Origin of the sequence: Stenotrophomonas sp. STK17_22, assembly GCF_051983905.1 — a bacterium.
Classification (GTDB): domain Bacteria; phylum Pseudomonadota; class Gammaproteobacteria; order Xanthomonadales; family Xanthomonadaceae; genus Stenotrophomonas; species Stenotrophomonas maltophilia_A.
This window is the reverse complement of sequence record NZ_CP197010.1, coordinates 4,609,677-4,626,557: the sequence shown is the minus strand read 5'-3', so window position 1 is coordinate 4,626,557 and position 16,881 is coordinate 4,609,677. Positions and strand designations below refer to the sequence as shown.

The window sequence follows — 16,881 nt, the reverse complement described above, 5'->3', positions numbered from 1 at the left end:
GGTGGGGGCCCCTGTAGAGGAATTGATGCCCAATGAGGAGAGAGAACCAACCCTCCGGCGGCGCCAACCAGCGTGCGGCGCAGCTCGATGTGCTTCTGGAGAGCGGCCAGACCCTAGAGGAGAAGTCGGCTAGGCTGATTGCTGAGGGCATTGCCAGCAATGCCTTCGTCAGCCTGCTGTTTGCACAGCATTCTGGGGTAGCCGGCGGGACCGAGCTAAACGAGCTCGTAAAGTCGACCCGGGCGGCAGTAGGACGGGCCGCCAAGGGCGAGACCGACCAGGCCGATGGGCTGCTGACCAGCCAAGCCATTGCCCTGAATGCGGTCTTCTTGGAGATGAGCCGCCGAGCGGCACTAAACATGGGGCAGCACATGGGCGCCATGGAGACCTACATGCGGCTGGCCCTGAAGGCACAGTCCCAGTGCCGGACGACTCTGGAGACCTTGGCCGAGATCAAGAACCCCAGAGCCGTGGCGTTCGTGAAGCAGGCCAACATTGCCGGTGGCCACCAGCAGGTGAACAACCTTGCCCCGGAAAGTCCCGGGCCGGTCCCGGAAGAGGCCGGGCGCGCGGGAACAAAAAGGCGGCCGAACGAACTATTGGAGGAGATCACAGATGCGCAATGGCTGGACCCCAGAGCGGCGCCGGCGACAGGCGCAGGCAATCCAGAACTGGCGACCATGGGAGCAGGCGACCGGCCCGCGCAGCGTCGAAGGAAAGGCCAAGGCGGCTAGGAACGCTTGGAAGGGCGGGGAGCGGACGGCGCTCCGTCAGCTGGCCGCTGTCCTACGGGAAGTCAGGTGCTAACGCAGGAGTCCTCACACGGCACAATTTTGTGTAGTGCTTGTAAATCAATGAGTTATTGGGCTCGGATCGTTCCATCGGCGAGGGCGCTGGAATTAATGGACGCCTCTACACGTGCGAGCCAGCCCCCTGCCACCCCGGGACTTTTGCGACCAGTACGCGCTCGCGCGCAAGCCCGGCTCGTACTCGGAATTTAGTGACGCCTTTACGCGGGCGAGCGCTGAGAGCGGCACGTCCGAGTTGGGCCTTAGCCCCAGTATCTGGAGTCCCCAAAAAGGAGCGGTTGTATGCTGCTTTGTGATGTTCGCCAAGTCCCTCCGGCAGAGGGAGAGCTGGACTATGTGGACCTGATTACGCGCGCTGGGCTGGCCAAGGACCTCATCCGTAGGATTGATCGGCACTACCTCCTCCATGAGGATGGGTGTCCCGGGGAGGTCGGCGAGGCGTGTTCCTGCGGCCTGGTAGTCGCCTTTGTAGGCCCCACGGCAGTGGTCATGGTGGACAGTCACTATGCCTACCGAACTGACCCCATCAACTGAGTTTTGTCAGGCCCTAAAGGGTGCTCGCCGTTGAGAATGGCTCGAATGATGTGGTGACGGCTCCTGCGCGGCGGCTTTGCACATGGTCTGGCCCGGGCAGGGCTGGATGAATTGGTGCAGTTGATCTCCTCATCTACTAGGCGATAGCACCCGCCCGAATCGGGCCAGGGTCTCCATAAATCAAGGACTTAAGGTGCGAGGGCGTTTGGCAGGTCGCTGTATTTAGCTGACCTTAGGCCAACATTTGGCACTGTTAGCACAGCTCAGAAGTGTGCACGGCGCAAAGGCTAGCCGGAGGGAAAAGCGCAGAAATGTGAATTCAGGGGCAAATTCCGGCATGATCCGCCCATTCGAAAGCTAGGAAGCACGATGGCAGAGGCCAGGTCACGGACCCTTCATTACAAGCGAGCGATCCTCAAGAACGGAGACGCCGCCGACCTTCAGCAGTTACTGACAGCGGCGATTGCGGCTCGCAAAGACGTTGAAACGCGTGAGCAGTCCCTCGGTGAGGGCGCTGGCACTCGGGTCGTATCCGGAACCCGCGTTTCTCACGGCATGCTCACTGGACGCCTCATGCAGTACACCGCTGGTCAGAAGCAAAAGTTCTTCGAGAAGGACGCTGAGGCCGGTGATTACAAGCTTGATACGACCGCGCTTCCGACAGCTGACGCGAATCAAAGGCGAGAGTTCGTTGAGTCGTTGACCCTTTTCGCCGTGTCTAACTCTCATGTGATGTTTGTTGCGACGCTGCATCTTGGTTCCAAAGCCATGGAAGACCACTTCACGTGGCTGTTGCGGGAAACCGGGGTTTTCACTAATGAGGACTACGTTTTGCTAGCGGATCAGCAGTCGCAACATGCTGAACAGCAGTTGGCAGGCTCTGGCGTTGATGGTGTGACTATCGGTGCGGATCTGGAGTTTGAAGTAGTCGAGTCTGTACCTACTGTTCGTAAGACCAAGAATCGTGAGACGGTGCCCGGCCATAAGCTCCTTCGTCCTATCGGCCCGCTGGCGGAAGCGTTGAAAGAGCTGCTCGGTGATGCTTTTGGTGATGCTCCGTTGAAGAGCGCATTGGGGCGCCAGGATAGGATCGCTGTCACCCTTGACCTTAAGTACTCGAATAGGAACAAGACCGAGGAAGGCTTCAAGTTGATGCAGAAGCTGGCAGTTGCCGGCAGGCATTTCGACGAGGGAGAGACTACAGTTCACTTGGTAAAGGGCGGCACTTTGAAGGGATCGGATCTGAAGGTCAGGACCTCTTTGCCGGTGAGAATTCAAGACTCGGGGCTCATTGACGAGATTGATCTATGGGTACGAATTCACGGATGGTTGCAGCAGGCGGTAGCGACGGGAATCGTCCACTGATGAAACTTGGTGTCGCCAGGAACCTATGGGCCTTTGTGGCGATCGGCGGAGCTAGCGCTGCTGTCGCTTGGGCTGCGTATAGGTTTGCTGACGCGACGAAATTGATTGCAGTTTTGAAGGACATGTGGGTTCTGCAGGGCGTTTTGGTGACGGCCGTCGTTTCCCTTATATATCGCCTTCAAAGTGACGTTGCGTCGCTGGCTGGGCTAGGCGCAGCACAGCGATCTGAGCTGGACGCGATGGTCAGAACAAAGTCTCGTCGACTGTGGGCGCTGTTCTTGCTTATTGCCTTGTCGGCGCTGCTGCCTCGCGTAACAGATGGCTTCCCGAATTGGACCCGTCAGATCGCCGCGCTCTCGCTTGCGCTGTGTTTTTTCACAGCCGCATATGCTGCTTACTTGCCCTCCATGTGGAACGAACTGAGGTCTTTTGTCACTGCGCTCGTTGCCGAACGAGAGAGACAAGATCGTCGAAAGGCAGAGTTGGAGCGGCTAAGAAAGGCTGCTGACAAGCAGACTTGACCGCGAATGAACTTGAATGCCTAGGCGCGTAGTGCCCCAGTCTTCCCACGGCGATGTCGTCCCAAACAGGGGGCAAGCAGGCATAGCGGATCGGGCAGATGGCGCAACGCCCACTTGGCAATAGTGGTTGAGGGGAACCTCTCGCCACTTCCCCGACTTCCTGCGGGCCCATGGGGCCGTCAGAAGTCATCAGGATCGTAAGGTTCGAGATGTGGCGTTGCTCCGGCTAGGCCGAGCGCTTCATTGAGCGCGGCCATAGTCGTCCAGATCCCGCCGCTTCCGTCGTACAGGAAGCGAATGCCGCATCCGTGGGCCCATCGGATCACAGTGGCAAGCCTAGGCCTCTTGCCTGGCTGGCAGAGTTCCTGCAGGTCGTGGAACTGAAGAATTTCTCGAATCAACTTGTCTCCCTGTGACTGTGCCTTTGCATCCAGTGCTCCAGCGGGCTTCATTGGACCATTTCTACCCGACTTGATCTTGGTCAGGGTTGTTGCTAGTGCGAACGATTCGCATCTGGTAGTATTTAACGCGAAATTAACGCCGCCGCAGCTGCCGCCTAGGGCGCACTTCCTACCGTAGGCCCTCCAATGTCCAAAATGATCCTTGCTTCCCGCGCTCCCATGCGCACCCTGTTGTCCACGTCCGTTGCGCTGATGCTGGCCTTGCCACTGGTGGGGCATGCCGAGGAGGCTTCGGCAGAATCGCCCGATGGCAGCGCCACCACCCTGGATGCGGTGCGGGTCAACGCCTATCGCACCACCACCCACACCTCCGGCGCGACCAAGACCGACACGCCGGTTGCAGAGATGGCCAAGTCGGTCTCGGTCATTGCCCGCGAGGAGCTCGATGCCCGCGGTGTGCAGAACCTCAACGAGGCGATGCGCTACGTGGCGGGCGTCGTCCTGGAGAGCGGCGGCATCGACAACCGCGTCGACGACTTCCGCATCCGTGGCTTCGATGCCGGCAGCTGGAGCAACAACGTCACCATCGACGGCATGCGGGCGCCGCAGGGTGGCCAGTGGAACCGGACCATGGTGGACAGCTGGAACCTGGACCGTGTCGAGGTGCTGAAGGGACCGTCGGCCGTCATGTATGGCCAGGTGGCTCCGGGTGGCATGGTCAACCAGGTCAGCAAGACCCCGACGCCTGACCAGCAGCAGGTGCTGCAGGTTGGCCTGGATGGCAACGGCCAGTACAGCGGCGCATTCGACCTGGGCGCGGCATCGGTCGACAAGCGCCATCTGGGCCGCCTGGTGGGCCTGTATCGCGACGGTGACACGCAGATCAAGCACACCCAGCAGGAGCACTGGTTCCTGGCGCCCAGCTATACCTTCCAGATGGCCGAGCGCACGCGACTGACGGTGCTGGGCCTTTACCAGCGCGACGACGGTGGCTCGACCTACCAGTTCCTGCCGATGGACGGCACGCTCAAGGCCACCCCCTATGGGCGCATGAAGAACACGACCTTCATTGGCGAACCGAACTGGAACACCTACGACCGCACGATCTGGACGGCCGGCTGGCTGTTCGAGCATGCCTTCAACGAGAACTGGACCCTGAGCCAGGGGGCTCGCCGCACCAACGTGGAATCGACCTTCCGCACCGTGGTGACCAATGGTGGCCTGAACCCGGATGGCCGCACGCAGAAGCGACGTGCCACCTGGGGCGAGGGGGACTCCCAGGGCGACACCATCGACACCCGTGTGACCGGCAAGTTCCAGACCGGCTCGGCTGAACACACGCTGCTGGTGGGCGTGGACTGGCAGAAGGCCGATTGGGACGCGGCACGCGGTGCGATGCGTGATCCGGCGCCGATCGACATCTTCAATCCGGTCTACACCGGCTATGTTCCGGTCACCAACAGCATCAGCTACTCGGGAGGCGTCAACCGCCAGACGGGTGCCTACCTGCAGGATCAGATCGCGCTCGACAAGTGGCGCTTCACCGTGGGTGGCCGTTACGACTGGACCAAGGACGACACCTGGACGCAGTCGTACACCGTGGCTACGAATCGCTACGGCGCACGCGCGCCGAGCCGCATCAAGAACGAAGCCTTCAGCGGCAACGCTGGCATCCTGTTCGTGGCTGACAACGGCCTGACCCCGTATCTGAGCTATGCGGAGTCCTTCCAGCCGGCAGGCAGCACGGCGACCCAGTCTTTCGACCGGACGCCGTTCGACCCGATCACCGGCAAGCAGTGGGAAGTGGGCGTGAAGTATCAGCCGTCTGGATTCGATGGCCTGATCACGCTTTCGGCCTACGATCTGCGCCAGCAGAACATCCTCACCAACGACCCTGACCCCAGCCACAATACCTGCGGCACGACTGGGTCCAGCCAGTGCCAGGTCCAGGATGGCGAAGGCCGCGTACGTGGCGTAGAGCTGGAAGGCCGCGTCACCCCGCTCGACGGCTTCAGCGTGATCGGTGCCGCATCGTGGATGGACTCGGAAGTCACCAAGAGCAACAACGGATATCAGGGCAAGCAGTTGGCGATGGTTCCGGACTGGACCGCTGCACTGTGGGGTGACTACACCTTCCAGGGCGGGGCACTCGCGGGCCTGAGCCTTGCGGCAGGCGTCCGCTACAACGGCGAAAGCTACGGTGACAGCGCCAACGTCTACCTGATTCCGTCCTACACGATGTGGGATGCGGCGATCCGCTACGACGTGGGCGCGATCGGGCGTGTGGGCACGCAGTTCGCGCTCAACGTCAGCAACCTGACGGACAAGCGTTTCGTGACCACGTGCAGCGGCGTCTCCTCCTGCTTCTTCGGCACAGGACGCACGGTCACGGCCACCGCCCGGTTCACCTGGTAACCCTTTTGCCCCGTGACCGGCCAGCCAGGTCACGGGGCTTTCGTATGAGACTTCCAGAATGTCAGTTGTGATGGCGTTGCTGGCCTCAGCCACGGGTGTGGTAGGGGCATGGCTGTTCTACCTGGCGTCACCGAAACAGCAGTGGCGGCGCGCCGGACCTTGGCCTGTCCGTGGGAAATGGATTCCCGGCAGCACCTTGTCGCTGGTCTCGCTTGCCTTGTTCCTGTCTTTGATGGGAAGTGGTGCGGCCTTCTTCACCTGGTTGACGATTCTGATGCTGGTCTGGTCAGTGGCGCCGTTCCTGGGCGTCTGGCGTGGCCGTCGAGGCGGAGGCCCGCATGGCCAAGCCTGACAAGCTGCAGAGCCGCCACTGGTTCGGAAAGATGTGCGCAGGCGTACTCCTGGGCTTCGGGCTCTCCCTGGCCTTGTCCGGCCTGTTCGCGTGGTTCGGCCCCGGCGGCATCGATGGTGGGGGCGGCAAGGCCCAGTTCAACATGTGGCTGGTCGCGCTGCTGTGGGCGCCCCTCCTGTCATTCGTCTTCCTTTTCCGTAGCAGCGCAAGCGCCTGGCTGTGGCTGGGTGCTGCCAACCTGGTCGCCTTTGGCGCACTCTGGCTGGCGCGAAGCCAGCTGGGCTGATTGGACCCCGCATGAAGATCCGCAACGACATCATCAAGGTCTACAAGGACGTGCACATCTGGGTCGGGATCTTTGCCGGCCTGATGCTGTTCATTGCCTTCTATGCCGGCTCGATCACCATGTTCGAGAAGCCGCTGGAACGATGGGCAACGCCGCCGTCTGCGCTGTCTGCGCCGGTCCCGATGGAACGTGCACCTGACCTGCTGGCGGCGGTGCTCAAGAAGCATCCGGAAGCCGCGAAGAACTACAGCGTGATGGTGCAGACATCACCTGAAGCACCTGCCCGCGTGATCTGGCGGGTACGTGGCGACAAGCCACGGCAGTTCACTGAGTTTGGCGCAAGCTTTGACGAGAAGGGCCACCTCCAGGTGGAGCAGCTGCGCAAGGCACCAGTGGCGCAGCTTGTCGACACCTTGCATCAGTTCGTCGGCCTGCCGTTCCCGGATGCGGTTTCGCGCCCCGTCATGGGCATCATTGCGCTGATGTATGCCGTGGCACTGATCTCCGGCGTCATCGTGCTGCTACCGACGCTGGTGAAAGACTTCTTCGCCGTGAGGGTAGGCAGGAACATCAAGCGCATGTGGCTGGATGTGCACAACGCGCTGGGCATTGTCAGCCTGCCGTTCCACCTGATCATGGCCGTGACCTGCGTGGTATTCGCGTTCCACGATCAGATCTACGACATCCAGGACAAGGTGGTCTATCCCAACGGCATCCAATGGGGCGAAGAGCACGATGCCAGGCCCGCTCCGGGCGCCCAGCCTCTGCCTGCTCCTGCACTGCTGGAAAAGGTAAAGGCACAGCTGCCGGGCTTTGAGGTCTACAGCCTGGGCTTCCAGCAGAAGGACAGTGTGGTCGAGGGGCGTGTCACCGGCCTGGATATCCGCTACGGGACCCGTGCCCGCACCTACATGAGTACCCATCTCGATCCGTACACTGGCGTGGTGGACACACATGACCTGCCAGGACACATGGGCGGCTGGGATACGGCGGTCAATGCCTTCTTCATGCTGCACTTCGGCAGCTTTGGCGGGAACCCCGTGCGCTGGATGTACCTGCTCCTGGGGCTTGGTGGTGCGATCGTGTTCTACACCGGCAACCTGCTGTGGATCGAGTCACGACGCAAGAAGCAGCGCGATGCCAACCTTCCCGAGCAGAAGCGATCCACCCGTGTGCTGGGATCGCTGACCATCGGTGTGTCCCTGGGCTGTGTCATCGGCATATCGGCAACACTGGCAGCTACCAAGTGGCTGCCTGGGCTGGTTGCCAATGTCCCGGCATGGCACGAAGGCATCTACTATGCGGCCTTCCTGCTGGCAGTGGCCTGGGCATTCCTGCGTGGGGCCGCGCGCTCCGCTTATGAGCTGCTGTACGTTGGCGCAGTAGTGACGGCACTGATCCCGGTCGGCAGCCTTGCGGCGTTGGCTGGCGTCCCCGGCACCTGGAACCATTCAAGTGCCGGGGTGGCCGTGGACGCGACCGCAATTGTCGCTGCTGCCATTTTCTGGCAACTGGCGAGGCGATCCAGGAAGCGCGCAAAGATGGGCCACAAGGACAGCGTTTGGGCCATCGAAGGGAATTCTCCCTAGGGCAGGGCGCGATCAAGAAGCCGACGATTAGATCGGCCTTCGGAACTACCTCCGAGGAGGGCAGGGCCGTTCTGCGGCCGCTTCTATCTGCTCAGTGACGAACTTGAGGCCTTGGCGAAGACCATCGAGGTAGTCATTGGCCGCTTCTCCACGCTCGTCGGCATGGGTCTCCACGACCATCGGAATCAATTGCGCCCATGCAGCGCGCAAGGCCGAGGGATTGGAAGCACTGGCGACAACCGCCCGCATGGCGCATTCAATGCCCTGGTTCGGCCATCGGACTTTGCAATACGGCGCTCGCACTCCCTCACGCGCATCTCCAGCACCAGGAACGCGTCTTCCCCTCGTTTGAACATGGCTCCACTCCCCGTGGCGGGGCCGACAAGCCCCTATCGCGATTGTCGCGCTAGGCGATGGAAAATGTGAACCGCATCTCGTTCAGTTTCGGGGATGACGGATATCAGATGGACAGCCAATCAGGCGGGCGTTGCTAATTGCTTGGCGCTTACCGCAGGCGCGGCAGGACAGCACGGTTCCTCCTCTGACATGCTCCATCTCTTGCTCGTTCCACACGCCGGCGGACCCGCAGGCGGTGCAGGTGGCTTCAATCTGCAGGGCACGGGCCAAGCCGCCCTCTGCGCCAAGCCTATAGGTGAGATCAGTGATCTTGAATATGCCGGTGTGACTCATCGGGGCATCGAAGTAGGTCTATTGCGGAAAGATACGGATAAGGAGATATCGGGAAGGTGGGCGTGATGTTGAGGCGCGGTAGCGCCGCCGCCTACTCGCTGCCCTGTGAGCTGAATTCCTCAAGCCTGGCGCGACTGACCGACTGGTGGTTCCCGCAGCCAGGGCAGTCGAGAGCTGCAGCACCATTGAGGTCAACCAGTCCATGCCCGGGGGTCGCTCTGAACTGCCGTGAGCATTTCAAGCAGGAGCAATCAATGCGGGTTACCTGAAGCAAGGTGCCATCTGCACGGGTCACTCCTTCGACGCTTGTTACATAGAACTGTCCGATGTCGCGCATGAAGATGAACGAAGTCCTGAACGTGGGCGCCCATAATGCGGCTTGCTCGGACGCTAGGTTCGTTGATGGGAGCAGCAGATTCTGAAGAGTTAAGAATACGCATCCCGGCCCCTACTTGTGCCGAGTGGTAGAGTGTGAATAGGTGCCGATGTGGCCCTCTTTCAAGGCAAAGACCATGCCCATTCGGGCTGTTGTATACGCAAGCGAAGCAGTTGAAGGTCTTTCGATTGAACAGCTGGAAGCGCTCGTAGCCGATGCTGCCAGGTTCAACAAAGTTGCAGGCGTCACGGGAGTTCTGCTGTACGACGGAGCTAGATTCGTGCAGTACTTTGAAGGTCCGGAAGATGGTGTCGCCAGCGTCTATGAGCGCGTGCTGCAATCGACGAGCCACACGGGCGTCGTAGAACTGGCGAGAGGCCGCGTATCTACGAGGCAGTTCCCCTATTGGTCAATGCATCGACTTCCGGCCGATCAGCTGCTCGTGGGCAAACTCGCAAGGGCCGATTGGTCTCGCTTCAAGAAGAGTGAGCCTGAGGAAATTGCTGGATCGGTATGGGGAATTGATGTGCTGGCCGAAGCTGTAGCCCCCTACGTGCAAGCTGCATAGCTTCGACTCAGATCCGATCACGACGATGCCCTTTCGGGGCGTCAGCAGCGATGGGTGTGAACACCATCAACCGTTCGGTTGCACTGAGTGGGGAAGGCTCGTGCGTGTAACAGTCGTCTTTGGTATTGCTGCGCCATTCCTCGGCGCGGGTACATAGTGGAATAGGTGCCATTCACGGATCAGTGAATGGCTCGTCGCCATTGTGTGATTTGGCCAGGACAGCGGCGGCATCAGCTTGCAGAGGAGTGCCGTAGAGCCATCCTTGGCCTACAGCAGAAGGCGCGATCTTCTGCAGCAATGCGTCTTGCTGAGGGGTCTCCACTCCTTCCACGATCACCTCCAGGCCGAGCTGGCGGGCGATCTGGTACATGCCCGGCAACACCGGGCGCAAGGGTGATTCCTCGGTGATGGCCGATACGAACATGCGGTCAATCTTGATGCCGATGAAGGGAGACTGGGCAAAGTGTGAGAAGTTGGAGCTGCCGGTTCCGAAGTCATCAATTAGGAATCGGAATCCCAGCGCTGCCAACTCTGCCATGTGCGCGGTTACGCCAGGGCAGACCAGTTCCTCACGTTCGGTGATCTCGATCCTGACCTGATCCGGTAGAACACCGGCCTGTTGCGTGACGCTTACGACGAAACGAACAGTTTCCTCCGAAGCCATGTCAACGGGCTCAGCGTTTATGCTCAGGTATGGCGCATTCTCGCCTGCGAGGGCCGGTGCCATCTCTCTCAGCGCCTTCGACAGTACGTACCGGAAAAGATCTGAACTCAGGCCAAGTTGGCGGGCCATTGGTACGAAGATGCCAGGAGATATTTCGCCTTCGCCAACTGGGCTCCAGCGGCTTAGCACTTCGAACCCGACAAGGCGCCTATCCACAACGGTGTATAGAGGCTGATACACCAACTCGATCTCGTTTCGGCGCATGGCAAGGCTGAAGCGCTGCTGGAGCGTCTGCCTTGCGGTCCTGTTTCGGCGAATTAGGAGGTACGAGAAGGTAATGCCAAGCGCGGCACCTATGCCGATGATGGTGTAGAGCAGAGAGGGGGCAAGGTCCCATATGCCCCGCCGGGGCCGTGATACGAATGCACAGACGTTTGCCTTGTTGCTGCATCGGCTCAGCCGTATGCGGGATGATGCGGCTTCACTGGCGTCCGTTGCAGGTTCCACACTCCGGAACACATAGGAGCGATCACGCGTTTCGACAGTGAATGTGCTGGTTCTCGCGGGGTCCAAGCCATCGAAGGACGAGGGCGATGACACCGTGAATGCCCGGCCCTGGGCGATCAGGTTGGTGCCTCCGTAAGGCGAGCCAACGAGATCGGACGTATTCCATAGCTTGGTCTCGCCCGATGAATAGTGCGGCGCAGGAAGCTTGAACGGAACGATCTTTCCCCAGAGCGCGCTGCACAGCAGGTGGCCCTCCTGGATGCGTCCCACGTCGCTCATATAACTCGAGTTGAACGCGATTTCCTTGAGTGCTCGAACGTCTTCGTCGGAGCACGCAATGACAGCAGACTTCAGCGCTGCATCTGAAGCGACTCGTCGGGCTCGAGAGACAGTCTCTGCTCGAGCTACCACCGCTTCAGCGATGGTCTCTGTGGACTCACTATCCTCAACATACAAGACGGCTTGAGCAACTATCAGCATCGCCAACATGGACAGCGCTGCAGAACCCAGAATCGTCAACAGAAATCGCGCGCGGTTGCCAGAGACGGTCAATCAGTTCCCCCTGAAACGGATTTGTACCTAACTCAGAGTCAGAGTCGCATTGCTTGTCCCGTTTTTATCGGCATTTGGTCACACAACTGGAGTGATCGACTCCGCTTGCTGGATGGTTCAATATGAACGGCTTATCTGCGCGGTAGTCGTCTGGACTGGCGGCAGTCCACCCTTCGATCAGGCCGTCCTGCAGCCACACCGACATGCGGTCGTGGATGTCGGCAGAAACGCCGCTGCTGCCCCCTTCATCCGGAGAAGTGACCCTATGGGCCGCTCGTTTCGACTGGAGTAATCTACTTCATCGCCGGACAGTCAGGCGTCGGGACAGGTCGGAAGACTAGCCTCGCTTGAGACGTATGCACCAACTATCGATCAATACCTCAAAACTTAGGATCATGCGTGACATATGGAAGGGTCACTATTCCCCATGAACTCTCTTGCCCTGACTCTCGATACCATTTCTAGTGGTACTTCATGTTCCATTCCCAAGAGTTGGCTGCAGGGGCGTACGGCCTATGGGGGCCTTTCCGCAGCGATGGCATTGCAGCTCGCGATGAAAGAGCACTCGACGGACTTGCCTCCGCTACGAACAGCTCAGATATCGTTCATAGGCCCGGTCACGGATTCAGTCTGTTTTCGGACGGAGGTGCTGCGCCGAGGAAAGTCGGTAACTCAAATCGGTGTTGATGGGCATGTGGCGGATGCATTAGCCGTGAGGGCGTCGTTCTGCTTTGCTGCGGAACGTCAAAGTACCATCCATCACATGCGCGCTCAGCGCCCACACGTAGGCCCGCCTTCGGACTACGACGAATCTATCGCTTGGGCGAACCCGCCTGGTTTCTTTCAGAACTTCGATGTTCGATTCGTTGGCGAATCGCTACCCGATTCATCGTCCACCGTCCCGGAGCTTCTGGCCTGGGTGCGGCTTCGTGATGCCGATGACATAAGACCGGAAGTCGCCCTCATGGCGACGGGAGATTCTTTGCCACCGGCGGCGATGGCTATGTTTGCCGGCCCGACCCCAATAAGTTCGATGAACTGGACAATCGACTTGGTTGGCCCTGCAGGAACGCCCGGATGGCTCTTGCTTCGATCACGCAGTCTAGCTGCTTCAAATGGATATTCATTTCAACTAATGGAGATCTGGGACGTTCACGGTAATTTGGTCATGCTGAGCACGCAGACCGTTGCAATCTTTGGCTAAACCCTTTGCCGACGCTGCTTAAGCCGCGCCGCTTGAGGCGCGGCTTCGACGCAAGTGCAGTGGACAGAGGGTAGGGCTCCGGCCATAGTCAAGGCTGGCCATTGGACTTGCCCCATGAGCATCCTCAACGTACTGATCAGCCGTGACCAGCTTGTCGTTGCAGTGGATACGCTTGCGGAGGATGCGCTGACAGGCGCTTACTCTGCTGGCGCGAAGATGCTTCTGATACCGCAGCACAACGTGCTGCTGGCTACGAGGGGCGGGGCCCAGTTCTTCCTGAAGATCTACGAGCTGGCTCTGCAGGCGAGCTTCCGGGCCGACTTCTCCATCGAGCAGCTTTCGGCCGAGATGGGGCCTGTAATGGACCAACTGTGGTTGAACTATGAGAAGGCGGCTGCAGAGGCTGACCTGCCTATAGAACAGCTGGGGACCGAGATTGTCCTGGGCGGCTGGTCGCCCAGAAGCGGCAGGATGATGGCCACGGCCTACGCCAAGAACGACAGCCGGCAGGCCACTTCAGTGCAGCCGATCGGCGGCCAGTTCGCGTCACCAGGTGATCCACTCAAAGGCGTGGCGCCGAGCATGCTGCAGGTCGACCTGATGGCTGCCGGGCGGCTCCAAGCGAGCTACCTCAACGAGCAGATGGGCCGGCAAGTCGCTGGAGGGCGTCTGCTGATCGGATTCCTTCAAAGGGGACAGGCCGTCGTGAAGGACCTTGGGGCGATATGAAGTAGTGTCCCCGCTCGCGCGGGGACGATCCTGCTCGTAGTAGTCAGATGGGGGTCAATAGCTCTCAAGGCACGTCGCCTGAGAGCTTGATGTTTGGATGCCGACTACTGGCAAACGTACTCGGTAGAGCTTTCGAAGAACCTGTCGTAGTAGTCGTTGGGATTATCGCCAGAGCCGAAGTACACAAGCTCTGCACGGTAGTAGTTGGTGACCCCGTAAAGTCCCGGTGTACTACAGGTCGCCGGTATCGGACCCTGGTACTTCTGACCTGCGAAAACGTGGTGATACTCCTGGCAGGAATAGCCGCCTCCAACGCCCTGAGGATCTGGCCTACAGGTGCCGCCACCGTACTTCATGTTGTCAAAACCGGTGTATGCGTCTGTCGGGCACGAGCCAAGCCCTTCCGAACCCCAGTCGCCGTACAAATAAACTCCGCTCGGCCCGTCCACGCCGCCCTGGCAAAAGTTGGTATACGCCACTGGATAAGGCTGGATAGTTTCCGAATCCACCCATAGCAGGCGGCCCGTTGGCACCCACTGACCAGCGAACGCGCTTTGGGCGAAGCCTACTGACAGCAAGGCAAGTGACATGCCCAACATCAGGCGGCGCGGGGTCGAGCGGCCAGTCCTGCAATCATTTTGCACTGAGTTCACTTCCATCTCTCCATGAGTAGGGTAGTGCTGCACTGCTCGCGCAAGGTCGCAACAGTAAGACGGGCATGCAATCGGAAAACCGCCAACACGGCTGTAGGTGAAGCCCTACGCCGAAGTGCAAGAGGCACCCGGTAGGGGAGTCTGAGCGGTTAAGAATGGCAATTGGTTGAATCGCAGTGGTTGAGACGGCCGGTCGTATCCTCTCGGCCATGATCTCCTCCACCTACCAAGGCTTCCGCACCGCGCCGATCCCGTCTGGCTGGGTCCAGACAGGGGAGCGGTGGGATCTATGGTGGAACGGGCGCTCAGTCGCCAATATCACTCCGACGCCCGGCCGTGGTGTCCGGCTTCACTTGGATGCGCGAAGGATCTTCGAGACCAAGAAGGTTTTTGCCGCCAGCGTGTCTCAGGGCAAGCGCTGCGCCGAGCGCTGGTGCGCCGCCAGGCTGTATCCCAATCTACCTCTGCGCAAGGCTGTTGCCCGGCTGACGGACAGCACCCCGATCCCGCCGCCGCCGCCACTGCCCGGCCTGCCGCCAACCCGCGAGCAGCAGCAACAGGCCCGGCGCCTGGCCGAGGCAACGGCCGCCGCTACGGCGAGGGTCAGGGACGCGTTGGGGCCGCGTAACCTTTCAGCCAAGACCAAGCCAGGAGCGCTCCGAATCGGACGAGGATCCGGCTACGAAATGTAGGTGTGCTGCGCCAGCCTGATGAGGGTCATGGCAGGAAACGGCTTCCGGTTCCATGAGGGAGGGCGAGTGAGGTTCAATGGCACATCCTTGGAAGAGCCGTCTAAACTCACTTCTAGAGCGTAGTTTGGGGGAGGGAAAGGTGCTGAAGCGTTGGATCATGTGGCCGTTGATCGGACTAGCAATCCAGTGCGCCACTATCGCTTTGGTCATCGGGTTGACCCTGATCTTTGGTGACAAGTGTTGGGCGCCCCGAGTCGGCGGATTGTTTGTTGGATTTGCTGTTTTCGCCCAAGGGTATGTTTTCGCAAATCAGGACCGCTTTCAGAGACGTCTTCGTTCTGGGATAACCGTTGAGCAACGTGTTATGCACGTGGTCTATGTCGCAAGTGTTCTCGGCACTTTTCTCTGGGCACTTGGGGATCTCGTGCCGGTGATGTGGGGTGTCGAGGTCTGCAAACCATGATCAGAACCTTCTAGAACTCAATTGGCATGGAGCCAGATGAAGGAGTAGCATCCCGCCGGAACAGCCCCAATGGGGTTGCAGGATGTCCATTACGGACGACGCTTGGGGAGTGAGCGCGATGAAAGGATTTCTGATGCTCTGTCTGGGGCTGGCATTGGTGTGGGCAAGCCACGCTGACGCGCGGGGCGTGCGGGTCAGCGGTTACGTCAGGAAAGACGGGACCTATGTAGCCCCGCACTATAGAAGCGCTCCCAACCGGTCTACGTTGGACAACTACTCAACCCGGGGGAACTACAACCCCTATACGGGCCAGGCTGGCAAGAAGGATCCATACGCTCTACCTCCACCGAGTGGAGGATACGGCTCCGGATACGTGCCCAGTCTCCCGGCTTCGACCTATACCCAACCTGTCTATCGTAGCCCTTCGGTTCCGACAGAGCCAACTGCATATCGCTTGGCTGGCTCCAGCGGCAGCTGGCCTAGGTTCAACGCGCCGGCCACGGCGAGCCCCCAGGATGTGAACAATGTGGAACGCTACGGTAGTGCCCGCGCCAACTACCTGGCGTCGGCGGCCGGAAGTCTCTGCAACGAGTTCTTGCTAGCCGCTGATGAGATGGCGAGATCGGCGGAGACACTGGCGAAGTGCGCATCGCGGATGGATCCAAGGCAGACTTGCGCAGTCGAGGCCGACGACGCCATGCAGTCATCAATTCGATACCAAGTCAGTGCCAGCAAGGCACAAAGCTACTGCCGCAGGCCGTAGTAAGACGAGATTGGAGGTCACCATGTCCGATGATGGTAGCGGCATCCCTTGGGAGCTACGTGCAATTGGAGTCGCTGACGTTGGAATTCTCTTGGGACTGTCCCCGCGTACTGTTCTTGAAACAGTGGCCTGTCGCCCAGACTTCCCGGTCCGCCTGACCATGCGCCCAGCGACATGGGTGGCCGGGGAGGTGTTGAAGTGGCGGGATGAGAATAGATTTGGACAGCGAAGACGAGCTCGCAGCCGGATTCAACCATCTGGCTAACTCCACTCTATGGCTTTAGGAGCTGTCGCCAGATGAGGCCGATCTTTCTACTTCCCATCTTATCCGTAGCTGGATTTCTGCTTACGGCATGCACAGGTGAACCCCAGGAGCACGCGAGTCTGTCTAGGAACTCAACTGCGGAGCAATACGAGGATCGCGAAGTCGTGGATGACGTAACTGTAGCCGAGAGCGTAGAGCCATCCGAAGCTCTTTCTGAGCATCCTCCTGTCGATGCAGAGGACTGGGATGCCATAGGCAAGCCGTGCACTGAGGACTGCGCTGGACATGACGCTGGCTACCAGTGGGCAGAGGATAAGGGGATTGCTCACCCTGATGACTGCGGCGGTAATTCACAGTCGTTCATTGAGGGCTGCGAAGCATACGCCGAGGGCGTGCAGCGAGAGAGCATTTCGGGCGCCGAGTGCGAGGATCTGGACGGCGACGGATTGTGCGACTGATCGCGCAATACGTCCGTTGTTGCGC

The 16,881-nt window shown here is 59.9% G+C and carries 17 protein-coding genes; 13 read left to right on the top strand and 4 right to left on the bottom strand.

The annotated features are described in order from the left end of the window. The first annotated feature begins 32 nt into the window (after positions 1-32). The 3 genes from ACSYS9_RS21540 (at position 33) to ACSYS9_RS21530 (ending at position 3,229) form a co-directional block, all read left to right on the top strand. Complete coding sequence (locus ACSYS9_RS21540) at positions 33-734, top strand: hypothetical protein (protein ID WP_071227841.1); 702 nt, start codon at positions 33-35, stop codon at positions 732-734. A 978-nt stretch (positions 735-1,712) separates the two neighbouring features. Next, the gene (locus tag ACSYS9_RS21535) at positions 1,713-2,708 is read left to right on the top strand and encodes a hypothetical protein (RefSeq protein ID WP_071227839.1); all 996 of its coding nucleotides are present in this window, start codon (positions 1,713-1,715) and stop codon (positions 2,706-2,708) included. Continuing rightward, positions 2,708-3,229: a hypothetical protein gene (locus ACSYS9_RS21530; protein WP_071227838.1), complete on the top strand. Its 522-nt coding sequence runs from the start codon at positions 2,708-2,710 to the stop codon at positions 3,227-3,229. Before ACSYS9_RS21535 ends, ACSYS9_RS21530 begins: the two co-directional genes overlap by 1 nt. Before the next feature lie 179 nt (positions 3,230-3,408). Here ACSYS9_RS21530 and ACSYS9_RS21525 read toward each other — a convergent pair whose 3' ends face one another. Next, the gene (locus ACSYS9_RS21525) at positions 3,409-3,681 is read right to left on the bottom strand and encodes a hypothetical protein (RefSeq protein ID WP_343124111.1); all 273 of its coding nucleotides are present in this window, start codon (positions 3,679-3,681) and stop codon (positions 3,409-3,411) included. A 168-nt stretch (positions 3,682-3,849) separates the two neighbouring features. On the opposite strand from ACSYS9_RS21525, the gene ACSYS9_RS21520 reads away from it, so the two are divergent. From ACSYS9_RS21520 to ACSYS9_RS21505, 4 genes are all read left to right on the top strand, one after another. Next, positions 3,850-6,045 (top strand): TonB-dependent siderophore receptor, encoded by a 2,196-nt coding sequence (locus ACSYS9_RS21520; protein WP_071227837.1) that lies wholly within the window; start codon positions 3,850-3,852, stop codon positions 6,043-6,045. A 70-nt stretch (positions 6,046-6,115) separates the two neighbouring features. Then, positions 6,116-6,397 carry a hypothetical protein gene (locus tag ACSYS9_RS21515; RefSeq protein ID WP_440568543.1) on the top strand — a complete coding sequence of 94 codons (282 nt, stop codon included), beginning with the start codon at positions 6,116-6,118 and terminating at the stop codon, positions 6,395-6,397. Beyond that, on the top strand, positions 6,384-6,683 hold the full coding sequence (locus ACSYS9_RS21510; protein WP_071227836.1) for a hypothetical protein: 300 nt from the start codon (positions 6,384-6,386) through the stop codon (positions 6,681-6,683). The genes ACSYS9_RS21515 and ACSYS9_RS21510 overlap by 14 nt, the downstream gene beginning before the upstream one ends. A gap of 11 nt (positions 6,684-6,694) precedes the next feature. After that, entirely contained in the window at positions 6,695-8,272 is a 1,578-nt protein-coding gene (locus tag ACSYS9_RS21505; protein WP_071227835.1) for a PepSY-associated TM helix domain-containing protein, read from the top strand. 438 nt (positions 8,273-8,710) lie between these two features. Here the strand turns inward: ACSYS9_RS21505 and ACSYS9_RS21500 are convergent, their stop codons facing one another. After that, on the bottom strand, positions 8,711-8,962 hold the full coding sequence (locus ACSYS9_RS21500; RefSeq protein WP_081352266.1) for a hypothetical protein: 252 nt from the start codon (positions 8,960-8,962) through the stop codon (positions 8,711-8,713). A gap of 512 nt (positions 8,963-9,474) precedes the next feature. On the opposite strand from ACSYS9_RS21500, the gene ACSYS9_RS21495 reads away from it, so the two are divergent. Continuing rightward, complete coding sequence (locus ACSYS9_RS21495; protein WP_071227833.1) at positions 9,475-9,906, top strand: BLUF domain-containing protein; 432 nt, start codon at positions 9,475-9,477, stop codon at positions 9,904-9,906. 172 nt (positions 9,907-10,078) lie between these two features. Here ACSYS9_RS21495 and ACSYS9_RS21490 read toward each other — a convergent pair whose 3' ends face one another. Continuing rightward, positions 10,079-11,566: an EAL domain-containing protein gene (locus ACSYS9_RS21490; protein ID WP_256200900.1), complete on the bottom strand. Its 1,488-nt coding sequence runs from the start codon at positions 11,564-11,566 to the stop codon at positions 10,079-10,081. Positions 11,567-12,056: 490 nt separating this feature from the next. Between ACSYS9_RS21490 and ACSYS9_RS21485 the strand changes: the two genes are divergently transcribed. Both ACSYS9_RS21485 and ACSYS9_RS21480 read left to right on the top strand, forming a co-directional pair. Beyond that, positions 12,057-12,833 carry a thioesterase family protein gene (locus tag ACSYS9_RS21485; protein ID WP_081352265.1) on the top strand — a complete coding sequence of 259 codons (777 nt, stop codon included), beginning with the start codon at positions 12,057-12,059 and terminating at the stop codon, positions 12,831-12,833. Between the two features lie 114 nt (positions 12,834-12,947). Continuing rightward, positions 12,948-13,562, top strand: coding sequence for a hypothetical protein (locus ACSYS9_RS21480; protein WP_071227832.1), 615 nt, complete (start codon positions 12,948-12,950; stop codon positions 13,560-13,562). A gap of 104 nt (positions 13,563-13,666) precedes the next feature. Here ACSYS9_RS21480 and ACSYS9_RS21475 read toward each other — a convergent pair whose 3' ends face one another. Then, positions 13,667-14,152 carry a hypothetical protein gene (locus tag ACSYS9_RS21475; protein WP_239669953.1) on the bottom strand — a complete coding sequence of 162 codons (486 nt, stop codon included), beginning with the start codon at positions 14,150-14,152 and terminating at the stop codon, positions 13,667-13,669. Between the two features lie 272 nt (positions 14,153-14,424). On the opposite strand from ACSYS9_RS21475, the gene ACSYS9_RS21470 reads away from it, so the two are divergent. From ACSYS9_RS21470 to ACSYS9_RS21460, 3 genes are all read left to right on the top strand, one after another. Beyond that, positions 14,425-14,907 (top strand): hypothetical protein, encoded by a 483-nt coding sequence (locus ACSYS9_RS21470; RefSeq protein ID WP_081352277.1) that lies wholly within the window; start codon positions 14,425-14,427, stop codon positions 14,905-14,907. A 157-nt stretch (positions 14,908-15,064) separates the two neighbouring features. Then, positions 15,065-15,370, top strand: coding sequence for a hypothetical protein (locus ACSYS9_RS21465; protein ID WP_143048174.1), 306 nt, complete (start codon positions 15,065-15,067; stop codon positions 15,368-15,370). A gap of 1,060 nt (positions 15,371-16,430) precedes the next feature. Further along, positions 16,431-16,856 (top strand): hypothetical protein, encoded by a 426-nt coding sequence (locus tag ACSYS9_RS21460; RefSeq protein WP_143048173.1) that lies wholly within the window; start codon positions 16,431-16,433, stop codon positions 16,854-16,856. Positions 16,857-16,881 lie beyond the last annotated feature (25 nt).

Bases quoted from the DNA above. Each gene is read 5' to 3' on its own strand.
- ACSYS9_RS21540 (WP_071227841.1), top strand. From the start codon at position 33: ATGAGGAGAGAGAACCAACCCTCCGGCGGCGCCAACCAGCGTGCGGCG.
- ACSYS9_RS21535 (WP_071227839.1), top strand. From the start codon at position 1,713: ATGGCAGAGGCCAGGTCACGGACCCTTCATTACAAGCGAGCGATCCTC.
- ACSYS9_RS21530 (WP_071227838.1), top strand. From the start codon at position 2,708: ATGAAACTTGGTGTCGCCAGGAACCTATGGGCCTTTGTGGCGATCGGC.
- ACSYS9_RS21525 (WP_343124111.1), bottom strand. From the start codon at position 3,681: ATGAAGCCCGCTGGAGCACTGGATGCAAAGGCACAGTCACAGGGAGAC.
- ACSYS9_RS21520 (WP_071227837.1), top strand. From the start codon at position 3,850: ATGCGCACCCTGTTGTCCACGTCCGTTGCGCTGATGCTGGCCTTGCCA.
- ACSYS9_RS21515 (WP_440568543.1), top strand. From the start codon at position 6,116: ATGGCGTTGCTGGCCTCAGCCACGGGTGTGGTAGGGGCATGGCTGTTC.
- ACSYS9_RS21510 (WP_071227836.1), top strand. From the start codon at position 6,384: ATGGCCAAGCCTGACAAGCTGCAGAGCCGCCACTGGTTCGGAAAGATG.
- ACSYS9_RS21505 (WP_071227835.1), top strand. From the start codon at position 6,695: ATGAAGATCCGCAACGACATCATCAAGGTCTACAAGGACGTGCACATC.
- ACSYS9_RS21500 (WP_081352266.1), bottom strand. From the start codon at position 8,962: ATGAGTCACACCGGCATATTCAAGATCACTGATCTCACCTATAGGCTT.
- ACSYS9_RS21495 (WP_071227833.1), top strand. From the start codon at position 9,475: ATGCCCATTCGGGCTGTTGTATACGCAAGCGAAGCAGTTGAAGGTCTT.
- ACSYS9_RS21490 (WP_256200900.1), bottom strand. From the start codon at position 11,566: ATGTTGGCGATGCTGATAGTTGCTCAAGCCGTCTTGTATGTTGAGGAT.
- ACSYS9_RS21485 (WP_081352265.1), top strand. From the start codon at position 12,057: ATGAACTCTCTTGCCCTGACTCTCGATACCATTTCTAGTGGTACTTCA.
- ACSYS9_RS21480 (WP_071227832.1), top strand. From the start codon at position 12,948: ATGAGCATCCTCAACGTACTGATCAGCCGTGACCAGCTTGTCGTTGCA.
- ACSYS9_RS21475 (WP_239669953.1), bottom strand. From the start codon at position 14,152: ATGTCACTTGCCTTGCTGTCAGTAGGCTTCGCCCAAAGCGCGTTCGCT.
- ACSYS9_RS21470 (WP_081352277.1), top strand. From the start codon at position 14,425: ATGATCTCCTCCACCTACCAAGGCTTCCGCACCGCGCCGATCCCGTCT.
- ACSYS9_RS21465 (WP_143048174.1), top strand. From the start codon at position 15,065: ATGTGGCCGTTGATCGGACTAGCAATCCAGTGCGCCACTATCGCTTTG.
- ACSYS9_RS21460 (WP_143048173.1), top strand. From the start codon at position 16,431: ATGAGGCCGATCTTTCTACTTCCCATCTTATCCGTAGCTGGATTTCTG.